The following is a 14581-nucleotide window of genomic DNA, read 5'->3' on the forward strand; positions in this document are numbered from 1 at the left end:
TGGGCTGTGGCCCCAGTACTGGGCTGGAAATGTTCGCTGACTAGTAGTACTCGTCTTTTATTCAGAATCACAAGGCTTTGCCAGCGATCTGGCGTTTCTTTTCGATTACTTTAACGACGGTAATTAGGTCATACATTGCCATCATTAACGCGAATAGTAGACCCTGCCATCCTTCGCGAAAGCCACCCTGAACCACATATTTTTGTAGGAATCGCAGTAGTGGTCTTATTGGCCAAACTCGTGAGCTAAGGATTCTCAGCTGCAGTCCCCGCTTGGTTCCAATGGCTTCTTTATCACGAGTCTGCAGGTAGGTAATAATCTGTTCCGCCTCCCAGCTTGCATAGCGAATGTGCCGATCTAGCCAGTCATCTATGCCTTTGCTGAAGGCGTAATGCTCGTAGGGAGTGGTGATGCGACCCACTTTGCCTCCAGCTGCAAAACTTTCCCAGACTCCGCCTTCAAAGTTCAGCTTTCCACGTTGAATCAGTCGTGGATGCCAGTTGGGGTATCCCTGTGTGTGTCTGAGCCAGCGTCCCATGAACCAGTATCGCGGTGTTAGTTCAAAGCCGTCAGGAGTACTTTCCCGTCGGATTGCATGCTGGATTGCTTGTCGACAGTCACTAGAGATTTCTTCATCCGCATCAATAAACAACACCCATTCGCTTCGAAGTCCTCCATATTTCAGAGCCCAGTTACGTTGTTCCGTGATGAGGAACCGACCTGGCTGGTAATGCTCAATCACCATGGCGCCAGATTGGATTGCCACTTCTTGACTTCCGTCAGTGCTGCCTGAATCCACAATTAGTCTCTCATCACACCAAGTCAGAGAGGCCAGTGCGCGTGGAAGGTTAATAGCTTCATTGAGACACAATACTACTCCTGCAATTGAGGGCGTAGTTGAGGTTTGGTGAGGTAGGTTTTGATTTGTCATAGATAGAAGTATGAGTTCAGTACACTCAGGTCTGATTGCGTGAGGTTTGGAGGATAGATTGGTAGATCTCCAGTGCTTGTTTACTCACGGCTTCGATGCTGTATCGCTGAGCAGTCCAAGCTGCTACCTGTGAGCCAGCACGCTGTGGGTTCCTGAGCCAATTCGCTAGCCAAGAACACCAAACATCGCGATTTCGCGGCATTATTCTTCCGAATCCAGGAGGAGCGTCTTTTTGCAAATCTGCACCGACGCCAGTTTTATCACTGATGGCTACTGCACAACCGCAGGCCAGAGCTTCAATTACTACGTTCCCGAAGTTTTCATGTCGGCTGGGAAGTAACAGTAGATCGGAGCTGTTGTAAATGGTAGATAATGCTGAGGAGGGTTGAATCGGCATGTTGTGAATTCTGCTGTATAGACCTGCTGACATTAGTTTCTGTAGCAGTGCTTTGCCACTGCCATCATCATCTTGGCCAACTAATAAAAGTTCCCATGAATATTCTTTTAGGTTGTTCAGTATCGACGGAAGTAGATCGAGCCCTTTTTTGTGATGCTGACGGCCGCAGATCAGCAGCAACGGCGTCTCCAAACTTATTCCAAGTTTGGCTCTAAACGCAATCCTAGCCTCAGCATTCACCTGGAGTTCAGTCAGGTCCAATGGATTGGGCAATACCATACGTGGCGCGTGAAGCCCAAGACCATTAAGCTCGTTGTCTTCTTGGTATGTGGTTACGTGTAGAGCAGTCGTCCTTTGCAACCAAGGACGCTCGCGCAAGAGGTAATAAGGATATTTTTTCCACCATTTCTGCCTTCGGGAATATGGCCCAAGTGCACCACGCAGGCTTTGTATTAATGGAATCTTTTGTTTCCACGCATGGCGTTGAATTGTAATCCCTATTGGTTGCCAGATTGCACTGAGATGAATAAGGTCAACGTTGGTGAGAATCTGAGGGAGAGCAATCTCAAGTGCTTTCGATTTTATCGTTCCTTTGGGATGGTCCACTGGGAAGTACGTCACCTCAACCCCACGTAACATGACAGGCTTTCCCAATTGACTCTTTGGTAGTTCGGGTAAACCAGCGTTGGTTGTGATCACGTTTATTTGGTGCCCTTCAGCAGCTAGACCTTCACATAGTCTGCTGACGCTGAGCACTGGGCCACCGAAGTGCCATGCTGGTGCATATACTGGAATTGCATGTGTGATTCTTAATTGCATGATTTAAAGTACCTATGATTTCATTAGCTTTGCAGAGATCTTGGCCTTAAGCTTACGATAAATTTGTGATTAAGCACAATTGCTGTTGCAATGCAAATTATTAACCCTACGGTTTCGATTATGTTATTCATGGGGCTGAAGCATGTTAAGAGTAGAAAGGCTGAAATGCAAATTTGGGGGATGATTGGCGTGTCATCAGGGAATAGTTTATGTCTTAAAAAGTAAGGAAGACAAAGGACAATGATTAAAGGGCTTATAAGTCCAATGCTTGCATAGCTTACGAGTCCAGAAGTAGGATGTATTATTGTGATTGAAATAAATGCCGAAATAATTAAGCTCCCTATCTGTGTCAATGAAAGTTTTAGAAGAGAGCTTGTTGCGAATGGTCGCTGCATTGGTATTTGACTTAATCCCTGTAGGGCCGCAGCTGCTACCATGATCCGAGCAATAGAAAGTGCACTCTCGGCTGGACCTTGGCCGAAGATTAATGGCAGAAGGCGTGCATCGCTGAGTGCATAAAAGCAATAAATTATAATTGATAATATCCAGCATGCTTGAAAGGATTTTTGATGAAGCATTTTTCCTGATTGCTTGTCTTGACTAGATTTTATTAGAAGAATTGGGATCAACGAGGTGCCTATAATGCCCACTAGTTGTGCGCAAATCTGTGCAACTCTTAGGCCGTCTAATCTCTCAATCCCCTCGCTGCTTATAATTTCCATAAGTAATGGCCAGAGAATTAAATTGCTGACGAGCGGAACACTGAAGAAGGGAATTCCTTTCTTCAGAAGTTTAATTATGTCTCGCCATGAAAACAGCTTTAAAAATTCTAGATATTCAAAGTTACTAAATATATCTTTGAAAAGACTTATTGCAACAAAATTATTGATTATACAGGTGACGCATAGTCCTCCTATTACTCCTATCACCCCAAAGCTCAGGGCTCCGATCAATGGAATGAGTCCTTTTGCAAGGGACAGCCACACATCACGCAGAAATACTGATTTAAACTTTCCTTCTGCCAAGTGAATGCTCCATATTATCTCCGAAAGAGAATCTCCATATAAATAAATTATCCCTAGCAATACAAATAATCCGGTGGCACCATCTTGGATTGCCTCTGACGCAGGATTTTGTGCTACTTGTAAAAGTACTATTCCTGCAATTATTAGTGAGACAAGTGAGCTGAAGACTATATATGTAACTGTTAGTCTTGATTTTGATTCAGTATTTGTTCTATTCGGCAGCAGTATTGAGTAAGCATAGTTTGTGCCCATTCTTCCTAGTGAGCACACCATTTGTGCAGCAGTAATTAAGAGCGTAAAGTATCCAATGATTTCGGGAGATGCAAATCTTATAAATGTAATTGATAAGCAAAAGTTAATTGCCTTCGTGAAGACTTGTGTTCCAAATGACAAATATGCTGTCCGTTTTATTGAGCTTTGCATTGAGTTTAATTCTCCATTGGGAAGCCACTCGTTGGTTCAATCACTGTTGTTGGATCTATCGGATATTTTTGACTCTGGCTCAGTCTGGCGCGCAATGAACGCTGTATGCGACGTTTAAAAATCAGGGCTTTGTCTTGAATGCTGAAGTCCGGTGTGCAAACCTGACTTATATTTTTGGCAAAGACTTCCTGGAATATGGGAGCAATTGTCTCCTGCCGATATGGTAAGCAAGTTTGTTGACGATCTGATGTGGACCAGTCTCTAGGATCAAAAGCTAATAATTTTTTTTCTAGCTCTCTTGCTGTTGAGAAATTGAGTACTTCTGGACAGAATTTCTCCAGGTGATGGCGCTCAGGGGCATGTCTCCAAGCAAAGATAGGTTTGTTCGCTGCAGCATATTCAGCACATGCCAAGCCAAATGTTTCTCCCTGAGCTCTTCCGTGCAACATCGCATCACATGCATTAATGAATGATGATTTCTCATCTAGATTATTAGTTCCAGGTAAAAATAGTGATTGTTTGTTGTTTGTGAATTTTCTGTGATTTAAGGCCACAAAAAATAGGCTTGGGTTTTTATGGAGTGCCCTTTCTAGGCCATCTCTTGCCGGTTTGAGATCGAAAGTATGAGTGCCTCCCATGCTTCCTATGATAATTGAATTTTGTGGGATATTGTATTGCTTTAGCCAAGATTTTCGACTCACTAGGTTTTTTGTCGGGAAATTAACTATATGTGGTACAAACGGAATATTGTAATTAAAAGACTCTTTGGCGAGCCAATCTGAGATGCATGCATATTTGTTGCCGTGAATGTCATTCATTTTGCTTGGGAATACTGCATGAATCCACAATTGCGGAGTAATGTTTGCAAATTTCTTATCTTTCACTCCGGATGTCATCACGTAAAGTGCATCAATGCCTGAATTTACGAGTAATGAATCTAATTGCTCCTTATCTCTATACCGCAGTACTTCTATATCTTCTATCGTTTTTACACTATTGGGGTCATCTTGATCTTTGATCCATGGCGTTTGCCCTTCACTTTTGACAATTACACTTTCTTGCTTTAATTCTTCCCTCCACATTCGAGCATACGACAGCGTGGCAACTGTCACTCCTCTCAGCGATAAGGAATCGCAGTGGAACCCAACTTTCATGTACTCACAACTCTTTTGTCAATTCTACATCTCAGCTGTTCATATACTTTTCATGTTTGTGTAAATCGTGAAAGTAGTGATCTGTTAATTAACTAGCTCTTTCCCCTGAGTTTAATACGACGCTTAATGTCGACTATGTATATTTCTTTTGCGAGCTAAAAGATGAATTTCATACCCGAATAAATTTGGACGCCTATTAGTTGCTTGGTGGTCCAACCATTTGCACATTCGATTTGGAAGCACACTGCGAATGGGGCCAAGGATACTCCCTCCTACAGCCCAATTATCTAGCAACGCTAGTTCGGTGCACTCACTAACGAGCTCTATAGCTGACCAATAAGAGAAGAATCTGAGGTGAGTCCGATCAAGTATACCATCATTTTGATATTGAAATTTTCCCCTTGCAATTTGCATTCTTGTCCTCCAATGGCAAATATTCGGAAGTGCAATTAAAATTTTCCCGTTAGGCGATAATAAATTGCATATGCCATTTAGGACATTTAGTGGATCTTGGGTGTGCTCTAGTACGTGGCTTAGTAATATTAAGTCGTATTTTAAATCCTCTAACCCTGATTTTTGACGTTCTTTCTTGTTGTTTATATTGTTAAGATCAAAAATAAAAGTCTCTTGCGTGAGCTTCTTGAGCTCTAACGACTCCTGCCGTGAGCAAGTTATAGCTGCTGTTAACGCGTATGGGTGAATCCGTTGAAATTCCTTTAGGTTGTTGCCTGTGCCAGCACCAACATCAAGAAAGTTATGTACATTCAGTCCAGTTGTACGTTCGATTAGGCTTCGATTGGGAGGCGATGAATAGATATCACCTTGATTAAGTGCTCTATTCATAAGTTGCTGATTTGAGCATCTCCTCCGCACTCTTTATGGTTGTTTTGTTTTTAATCCAATCGTGGCTTTCGCCCAAAAGTTTATAGTATTCATTATCGCTAATTTGTTTTATTCGCGACTCTAAATCCTTGACATTCTCGTAGAGAATACAATTATTTTCATTTAGTCCATGTGGCGCTGATCTACTGGGTTTTTTCATTAGTTCACGAAAGCATGGAACTGTTCCAGCTGCTGCGATTTCGTAGTGTCGTAGGCAATCCCAGCCTGCCCTTTTTGTAGTGATTCCAAATCGAGCTAACGCTAGGTCGTCATAATATTCTTTCTGACTTTTGAATGCATAGTCAGATTGTCCGCATTTAAAGTACTCTCTGACTTCTTTATCTACTATATGTGCTTGAAACTGGTTTGTTTTATTACTTGGCTTTGGCTCTCTTATCCACTCTTTAGGAATTGAAAAACCGCATTCTTTAGGATTCATTTTTCCAAGGGAAAGACGTTTTCTCAACTTCATCCGTAGCGGACTAGGTATGATCATCTCTATCGAGCTTTGTGGTAAACTGTTATCAATTTCTCGCTTAAAGTAGTTTTTGTACTGTGAAGAATTAACGCCGAAGTCTGAAGGCTTGAAGCCATGCTCTTTAAGCTTGCTTCCGCTAAATGGGTAGATTCGCGCGTCATCATCACCATCTAAAATGATTAGTTTTGTATTTTCATGATTTATTGATTTTGTTATTTTAGACAGCAATGTAAACTGTCTCCAGATATTCGCAATAATTACAATGTCAAACCATCCAGATTCTAATCTTTTCCATATAAGGGCTCTATCAATCTTTCTATCTGGTAACAATCCATATAGTGTAAATCCATGCCCATATATTTCTTTCTTTAGTGAGCTTGACACTGCATTATTATATAAGATTTCTTTCTTTGGGTAATCGACGATTGTGTGCTTACCCATGCTGACTAATCCGTGCAGAATCGAGTCCGCTAAGTAATCTTCTCTATCATCCGTTAAGAATAATATTTTAAGCATATTGCGTTGTTTTAGTTTACTTTTTCGAATACAAATATACTGCCCATACTCCAGAATTGTGAAGTGCTTAGTAATTTCAATACGAGTAGGCCTGGTTGGATCAATCTATTTTTTGAAACCAAGGGCCTTAACCACTCTTCTTTTAAAGTAAAATTGTGTTTTCTAGCTGTTTGACTAAGTAGTATTTTCGCCTTGGCTATATTGATCAAGTATTGATGCTTAAATCCTTCTGGTTGTCCAATTAGGTCAAGAGAGTGAGCTGGATGCTCTTTCCCCATTAACAGCCTTAATCTGTCAAGAAAAAACAACTCATTTGGAAGACTTACGATAGAATAGCGCTTTGATCTCTTCAGAGCCTTTTCAAATAGATCCGTGAATTTTGCAGTATGTTCTAATACGTCAAGCATTAGACTAGCATCAGCTTTATTGCTATTTAGGATGGACTGATCTAAATTTTTTGGATTGCTATATGTAATCCTGACATCTTCTTTGTTCTGTTCGTAAATCGCTGCATTGCTTAGATCAATCCCTTGATAAATACAATTTTCAGGCATTAGCTTGCCAACAATGCCATCTCCGCAGCCGATGTCTAATATTGAGTTGATTTCTGAGAGCTCTGGTAATATCTCTGTGGCTATTAACGCAGCTAATCTTTCATCTGACCGATGCGGGAGGACTTTGATTGAGTTTTTTCTGGTGGTTGTCATGTTTTTTTAAATCGTTTTGCAATCAGTTGTGTCAATAATATTACAAAAATATATTTTGGTAAATCCCACATCCAAAGCCAAGCGGTTTCCCCAACGCTACCTGCCGGATACAGGGATAGGAATGTCGCTGGGAAGACGAGTAGTAATATCTGCCATGTTGAATCCCATTTTGCGTTTCTGTACCAAATGCTGCTCAGCATCCGGTATGAAATAGCTGCGATGGTTGAACCGATGATTACCCAGAGCCATCCACCTCTCCAATAAAGATCACCTCCTAGAGAGATGCAATTGAAGGAATTGTAATTCATGCTTTCTGCCTCACGGCGAGTACGACCACGAGCTTCTTCGGCAATTATATGTGAGTCACGCAATGGCACAGTTTTGGGGATCAGTAGCGAGGGAATCCATGCTGTTAGTAATGCTTCCATGCGATGAAATCCAGCTCTTGCTCTGCTTGTTGCTGGTTCTTCGAATAGGTAAGCATCTGAGCAAGCATAAAGAGATTGACCTGTGCTGCCTAATAGTGATGGGATATCTGCTTCCGAGATCAGCTTCTGAGCTACATTTGAAATTATGGATGCTTTTGCGATGTAATTTCCTCGATCAGCAGTCTGAAAATTTTGGTCGCTCCGGTAAATGGCCATGGCTGGGATGATAGTGATCGCCACTACAAGAATCAAAGAAAAAAGAATTCTGAAGGTTTTGATTGGGATCTTGGTGAGCCAGAGTCCTATTGCTGCGTATATAACTGGATACAAGATAAGTCCTCTACCCCCTAGTGGCAGAGCTAGAAGAATGTAGATTAAATAAATTCCACTGATTAATATGCTTTGTGTGATCTTTCTGGCTTTCATTACGGCCAGCGGCGCTAAGACGAAAAAAATATCTCGAAATCGTGAAAATGCCGTGAAAAATGTATCTGGCTGCCAGCGCTGTCTGATCCAGTAGAGATAATTCTCGGGGTTCCTGTCTAGGGTGCCAGCAAATACTCCGATTCCAATGCTTAGTAGCGCAAATAACCCACAAGTTATTGTGATGCTTAGCAGTGGTTGTTGTTTTGCCTCACGGCTAGTTATTGCATTTGTTGTGGGTGGTCTTGGTTGTTTGATGCTGAAGAGTGCGACAAGTAGACCTGTGAGGGTGAGCCAAAGTGTTTGGCTCTGTGGAAGTTTTGCCCACATGGCGTAGTAGTAGTCCTCCGGTTTCCCCAAGGCCAGCAGCAGTCCTCCTAAGCCACATCGCAACCAAGCTCCTAAGCAGACAATGCTTAGTGGAGCTAAGGGGGTTATGTCTAACCAGCATTCCTCAAGACGCACCGCCATGAGGAGCAAGTAAGTACTTAACGCTGCAAGTGGTACTCCTAGTGGCTGACTTGCAAAAGGCACTATTGGAATACAGGCCAACAGCAGCAGTAAGAGACTTTTTACAGGGTGAAGCAATACATCGGCACCGCCCAGCAATTCGCGAAGTCGTCCATTTTTGGTCATTTCTTGAGTTACGTCGTTCAGCTGCACATGAGCTCCGATTGACAATTCACTTTCGCAAACGCCTTGGAATTGATTTAAGCAATGATATTGTTGTTTGACGTAATCCGCTTGCTTTCCTAATAAATGGTAGTCCCTCGATTACTGCTCTAGTTCCACGGACTGGAATCTGTTTAATCAGATTCCACAGTTGATGCTGCATCACCTCTGCTGCCCATTTATGGCGGCGCGGCTCTTCGGTTAGCAAGGGATGCGAACGTAAGAGGCATACCACTTCAGCCACTTCTCTGAGTTCATGGCCAGAGCGGCGATTGCTGTTTGAAAGCTGCGCATCATGTGTACGAACAGATGCTATTGGAATACGGTTCAGGACTACTGGTCCGTGCGCTGCGGCTCGAACTAGCCACTCCCAGTCCGCTGCATGTCTCCAATTCTCACGGAATTTTCCCACGTCTTGCCAGAGGTTGCGAGAAAACGCCATTCCAGTGAGATTGCCGTTGAGACTGCCGAGCTCTAAAAGTGCTGGTATCAGTTGCTCAGGCGAAATCAGTGCTGAGCATCGGCTGACTTGATCGTGGTGCCAGGCACTGTCTGATGGTCTTGGGCTGCCATCAATGTTTATGGAGTCAAATGTGGATAGGATTAGTTCAGCTTCTGTCCAGCGCTGTCGGCATTCTTGAAGGGTTTTGATCGCTGTGGGGTGTAAATAGTCGTCGCTACAAAGCAGCAGTGCCCATTCGCTCTCTATTTCCTGAAGAGCTTTGTTCAAGTTGGCGAAGAGACCGAGGTTCCGAGGGCGGCGTACCCAATCAATGTCTACGTTCCTATGAGTTTTTTTCCACTGTTTCAGAAGCGCCTGGGTTTGTTGATCGGAGCCATCGTCCGCAATAAGTAGCCGCCACTGGGAACTTTCCTGGTGTAGCAAGCTGTTCAAAGCTTCCATTAGTAAAGCTGGGCGTCCATATACCGGCAGAACAACTGTGATGGTCTCCGAAGGCATCATTGTTGCTCCACCAGGTTTTTGTAGAGCGAGATTGCGCGTTGGCCATAGGCTTGCCAGTTCAACTCGCTATTCGCTAGTTCAATCGCAGCTTTTCGCTTCCGCTCCCAAAGCAGCGGCTCGTTTTGGAGGCGCTGCAGGCAGTGAGCTATGGCATCCGGTCGACGAATGGGTATGACGAACCCGGCAGGGAATTCCTGAATTTCAAGTGGGTTACCACCGCTTTCTGATCCCTGGAGTCGGAGCAAATCTTCACCACCAGTGTTGGTGGTACAGATCAGTGGCAGGCCGCAGGCCAGTGCTTGCATCTGGACCATGGCCATTCCCTCTTCGATTGAGGCAATCACAAAGCAGTGTGCTTCTTGGTAGTGCATGACCAGTTCCGTTTGAGGACGATGCCCTAGGTGCCTGACGCACGGAGGTTGTCGCTTCAGAAGGTCCTCGATTTCCGAGGTCTGTCCTCCTAACAAGGTAAGGCTGGCGTTTGGAAGGTTCGCGGTTTGGAACGCAGTTAGTAAGTCCGGAATGCCTTTACGCACCGATAGTGACCCGGCGTAGATTGCTTTTAGTCCTGTCTTGTCGGGTGCAGCTGGTGGTAATGCTGAAGGTTTGAACTTCGCCAGGTTCACGCCAAGGGCATTGCGAAATAAAAGGTTTGGATTTTGGTGCTGGGTTATGAAGCTGCGTTCCACAAAAAGGCTCGGGACTGCGATGGCAGTGCAGAGCTCGTATTCCCTTAGCTCCATAGCAACTATCTTTGGATGAGTTGCTGGCCAGCGCAGCCCTAATCTCTGATGTTCTTCCGTTAGTAATTGACTCTGTTCGAGTATGTGGGCAGAGGAGCGCTCAAGCACAGTTGGGATCTTTTGCTGTTGTGCCCATTTGAGGCTTGGCTCGCTCCATTGCGACCATCCATGAATTAGATCACTCCCTTTCAGGTGACGAGCGGCTCGTTGGGCGAACCATTGGTGCACAAACCACTGGCAGCGCATCATCAGGGCTTCGCCTCCAAGCTTGTAGATCGCCTTTACGACCCAAAAAGTGAAGGGCAGGCTCACTACTTTTTCTGCAGGGATGCCCCAGCGTGTGACAAACCATCTGGGGTAGTTGGTGACCAATCGGTGCAAATGACCATGAGAGTGCAGTTGCTGTGCCAAATCAAAGGCATGCCATCGACCACCTACCACGATGGTGATCTTCATTGGCTAGCCCCTTGCTGTTCAGACCACTTGAGCATGGTTTGCAGGCGTGCGGCGTATGTGTTTTCTGGTTTGCGCAATGCCTCAGATCCCAACTTTCGCAGGTGTTGACGCAACTTTGGGTGGATCATTAAATGCTGGACCTTTTCCCGTAGTTGCTTTGGGGTCTTAAAGAAACCTTCATTTGGATAATTGGGAAGTAGTTCGCGGTGTTCGCTTGAATCTTGGTATAAGCCACAACCGCCGATAGCTCCAATCTCATAGGAACGGTCAGTCGAGAGATCACGATTGGAATCACGGAGTAGACCCAGCACGATGTCAGCATTTTGAATGGCACTGCAGTATTGCTCTCCTGTTACAGCGGGTTGTTTATCCCAGCCTGGAGTACTTAATCCCTTCCAATTGTTTCCGTGGATGCGTCGCTTTAACCCAGGTAAATTTTCTAGGGTTGCTAGCCATGGGAGTCTTTCTGCTGCACCCGTGCCGACGAATAAAACATTTGGCTCATTTAAAGTTAAATTCCGTTCTGTTGCGTGATGCAGAGTGGGGTCGTAAGCAAATGGAAGCCAACTCGTGGAGGGGGTTCCAGCCATCTCCAGCCTGCTGCAGAGAGCTTTTTTTGTGCTGAAGATGTGGTCATACAACGGCAGGTTTCGCAGAAAGCTTCGCCGGCGATGGATGGGGTTCCAGGGATCATCTGTTAGGTAATTGATAATATGTGCTTTCTGGTTATGTAACTCATGGAATATCTCGCTTTTTAACGGGAGTACTCCTGTTACCAGGACAAGTTTTGGTTTTGAGAAACGGATTTGACGGAGTAACTCATTCTGAAATCTCCACCACTCCCAGCTGCGGCGATCAGCAAGGCGAAAGAACACTTTCCCTCTTAGTCGTTGCATCGAGGGAGAGTAAGTAACTGCCGGTGAGGTGTAGGCCACCTGAATATCTCTTCCGGGTTCAAGCCCCAGGCTCGTTGCGCCGTTCATCAGCTTGCTTCCAAGGGCTTCAGGGACACTTGTATCGGCGATCATGAGCAGGGGAAGTTGCTCCACAACTTGTCGTGTTTGGCTTGTTTGCTCGATAGTCTCGTGCAATGAGCTTCCTTGCAGGACTAAACGACGCCCAGCGGCGGGCGGTGGATCATCACGAAGGCCCCCTTTTGGTGGTCGCCGGAGCAGGTAGTGGCAAAACTCGCGCCCTCACCCATCGCATCGCCCATCTGATCGGTGAACACGGAGCGGATCCGTCTCAGATCCTTGCCGTGACGTTTACCAACAAGGCAGCCCGGGAAATGAAGGAGCGGCTTGAGCTGCTCCTTGCTCAACGCCTAGCCCAGAGTCAATTCGGGCAGCCCTGGAGCACGTTGCCTCCGGTCGAGCAGCGACAGCTGCGATCGCGGATCTATCGCGAGGTCACCAAGGAGCTTTGGATCGGTACCTTTCACGCGTTGTTTGCGCGCATGCTGCGCTACGACATCGACAAATTTAAAGACAATGAGGGACTCACCTGGACAAAGCAGTTTTCGATTTACGACGAAGCCGACGCGCAGAGCCTCGTCAAGGAGATCGTGACCCAGGAGCTGCAGCTCGATCCCAAGCGCTTTGAGCCCAAGAAGGTGCGTTGGGCGATCAGCAATGCCAAAAATCAAGGCTGGCTTCCGGACCAGATGGAAGCCAACTCTGAAGGGCAGCGGGGCAAGCTTGCAGCTGATGTCTACCGCCGCTACCGCAAGGCGCTGGCCGCCAATAATGCACTTGATTTCGATGATCTGCTGCTCCTTCCCGTGCAGTTGCTGCAGCAAAACGAGCAGGTGCGCAGCTACTGGCATCGCCGTTTCGCTCACGTACTGGTGGATGAATATCAAGACACCAACCGCACGCAGTACGACCTGATCAAGCTGCTGGTGACCGATGGCAAGGATCCACAGGTTTATGACAACTGGTCGGGGCGTTCGGTGTTCGTGGTGGGTGACGCCGACCAGAGCATTTACAGCTTCCGTGCTGCCGATTTCACCATCCTGATGGGCTTTCAGGACGACTTCGGCGACCAAGCGCCGGACGATTCCACGCGGACCATGGTGAAGCTGGAGGAGAACTATCGATCTACCTCCACGATCTTGGAGGCGGCCAATGCCCTGATTTCCAACAACAGCGAGCGCATCGATAAGGTGTTGCTTCCCACCCGTGGCGAAGGGGAACTGATTTCGCTGACCCGCTGCGATGACGAGATTGCGGAGGCCGAAGCTGTGGTGCATCGGCTACGCATGATGGAAGCTGCCAACCCCGAACTGAGCTGGGGTGATATGGCCTGCCTGTATCGCACTAACGCTCAGTCGAGGGCACTTGAGGAATCATTGGTGCGTTGGCGCATCCCCTACGTGGTTGTGGGCGGTCTGCGCTTCTACGACCGACGCGAGATTAAGGATGTGCTCGGCTATCTGCGCTTGATAATCAACCCGGCTGACACCGTCAGCCTGTTGAGAGTCATCAACGTTCCCAAGCGCGGCATTGGTAAAACCACGATCCAGCGGCTCACGGATGCGGCTAATCAGCTGGGAATCCCACTTTGGGATGTAGTTAGTGATCCTGAAGCGGTGCGCTCCTTGGGAGGCCGCTCTGCCAAAGGGCTATTGCAGTTCTGTGAATTGATTAATGATCTGCGCGAGTGCGTTCACAACAAGGCGCCATCAGAACTGATTCAGCAGGTGATGGAGCAGAGCGGCTACGTGAGCGAGCTGATCATGGAGGGCACCGATGAAGCGGAGGAACGCCGCCGCAATCTTCAGGAGCTGGTTAATGCTGGCCTTCAGTACCAGGAAGAGAACGATGAGGGTGATCTCGAGGGCTTCCTGGCCTCAGCAGCACTTGCCAGTGATGCCGACAGCAAAGACACGTCCGCTGACCGGGTGACGTTGATGACCCTGCACAGCAGCAAGGGCCTTGAGTTTCCTGTGGTATGTCTGGTGGGGATGGAGCAGGGACTTTTCCCCAGCTATCGATCGCTGGACGATCCAGCTTCATTAGAGGAAGAGCGTCGGCTCTGTTATGTAGGCATCACCCGTGCCAAAGAACGACTGTTTCTATCCCATGCCAGCGAGCGTCGTCTCTGGGGCGGGATGCGTGAACCGGCAGTGCCCAGTGTTTTTCTATCCGAACTACCGGAAGGGTTGGTGCAGGGTGAAATTCCTCGCTCTGGCGGGGCTGCGATCCGTCGTGAACAACGGCTGGAGCGACTCACTCGTGTGGATCGAGACGACAGTCGCCGCATCTATGCTGGCGGTGCCGCTGGATCTCCAGCCAATGCGGTACGGCGTCGCCAGGCTGGTCCTGCTCCTGGAAAGAGCTGGGAGGTTGGGGATCAGGTGAACCACGCCAGTTTTGGCATCGGCGAAATCACTCACACGTTCGGGAGTGGCGAGAAGGTGTCGATCGCTGTGAAATTTGCCGGCATGGGACCCAAGATTCTTGATCCACGTCTCGCTCCGATTGAAGCCCTCGACAGCTGATTCCGTACTGCATCAGCATGGTTTCACGTTGGCGATTTTCCTCTAAGGGGCGTGAGGTTGA

Annotated in this window: 12 protein-coding genes; 1 reads left to right on the forward strand and 11 read right to left on the reverse strand. The window is 46.7% G+C overall.

Annotation, left to right across the window (positions count from 1 at the left end):
• Positions 1–67: 67 nt before the first annotated feature.
• The 11 genes from SynMITS9220_RS00850 to SynMITS9220_RS00900 form a co-directional block, all read right to left on the reverse strand.
• Entirely contained in the window at positions 68–931 is an 864-nt protein-coding gene (locus tag SynMITS9220_RS00850; RefSeq protein WP_186990082.1) for a glycosyltransferase family 2 protein, read from the reverse strand.
• Positions 932–956: 25 nt separating this feature from the next.
• Positions 957–2084, reverse strand: coding sequence for a glycosyltransferase (locus tag SynMITS9220_RS00855; protein ID WP_255483166.1), 1128 nt, complete (start codon positions 2082–2084; stop codon positions 957–959).
• A gap of 86 nt (positions 2085–2170) precedes the next feature.
• Positions 2171–3424, reverse strand: coding sequence for a hypothetical protein (locus tag SynMITS9220_RS00860; RefSeq protein ID WP_186990086.1), 1254 nt, complete (start codon positions 3422–3424; stop codon positions 2171–2173).
• Between the two features lie 176 nt (positions 3425–3600).
• Complete coding sequence (locus tag SynMITS9220_RS00865) at positions 3601–4707, reverse strand: hypothetical protein (protein ID WP_186990088.1); 1107 nt, start codon at positions 4705–4707, stop codon at positions 3601–3603.
• A gap of 165 nt (positions 4708–4872) precedes the next feature.
• Entirely contained in the window at positions 4873–5592 is a 720-nt protein-coding gene (locus SynMITS9220_RS13470; protein ID WP_186990090.1) for a class I SAM-dependent methyltransferase, read from the reverse strand.
• Positions 5585–6550, reverse strand: coding sequence for a glycosyltransferase family 1 protein (locus tag SynMITS9220_RS00875; RefSeq protein WP_186990092.1), 966 nt, complete (start codon positions 6548–6550; stop codon positions 5585–5587). Before SynMITS9220_RS00875 ends, SynMITS9220_RS13470 begins: the two co-directional genes overlap by 8 nt.
• A gap of 86 nt (positions 6551–6636) precedes the next feature.
• A complete protein-coding gene (locus tag SynMITS9220_RS00880) occupies positions 6637–7332 on the reverse strand; it encodes a bifunctional 2-polyprenyl-6-hydroxyphenol methylase/3-demethylubiquinol 3-O-methyltransferase UbiG (RefSeq protein ID WP_186990094.1) in 696 nt (231 codons plus the stop codon).
• Positions 7329–8846 carry an O-antigen polysaccharide polymerase Wzy gene (wzy, locus tag SynMITS9220_RS00885; protein ID WP_186990096.1) on the reverse strand — a complete coding sequence of 506 codons (1518 nt, stop codon included), beginning with the start codon at positions 8844–8846 and terminating at the stop codon, positions 7329–7331. The genes SynMITS9220_RS00880 and wzy overlap by 4 nt, the downstream gene beginning before the upstream one ends.
• A gap of 19 nt (positions 8847–8865) precedes the next feature.
• Entirely contained in the window at positions 8866–9816 is a 951-nt protein-coding gene (locus tag SynMITS9220_RS00890) for a glycosyltransferase family 2 protein (protein ID WP_186990098.1), read from the reverse strand.
• A complete protein-coding gene (locus tag SynMITS9220_RS00895) occupies positions 9816–11018 on the reverse strand; it encodes a glycosyltransferase family 4 protein (RefSeq protein ID WP_186990100.1) in 1203 nt (400 codons plus the stop codon). Before SynMITS9220_RS00895 ends, SynMITS9220_RS00890 begins: the two co-directional genes overlap by 1 nt.
• The gene (locus SynMITS9220_RS00900) at positions 11015–12067 is read right to left on the reverse strand and encodes a glycosyltransferase (RefSeq protein WP_255483167.1); all 1053 of its coding nucleotides are present in this window, start codon (positions 12065–12067) and stop codon (positions 11015–11017) included. Before SynMITS9220_RS00900 ends, SynMITS9220_RS00895 begins: the two co-directional genes overlap by 4 nt.
• A gap of 41 nt (positions 12068–12108) precedes the next feature.
• On the opposite strand from SynMITS9220_RS00900, the gene SynMITS9220_RS00905 reads away from it, so the two are divergent.
• Positions 12109–14520 carry a UvrD-helicase domain-containing protein gene (locus SynMITS9220_RS00905; protein ID WP_186990102.1) on the forward strand — a complete coding sequence of 804 codons (2412 nt, stop codon included), beginning with the start codon at positions 12109–12111 and terminating at the stop codon, positions 14518–14520.
• Positions 14521–14581 lie beyond the last annotated feature (61 nt).

The organism is Synechococcus sp. MIT S9220 (assembly GCF_014304815.1).
GTDB lineage: Bacteria > Cyanobacteriota > Cyanobacteriia > PCC-6307 > Cyanobiaceae > Synechococcus_C.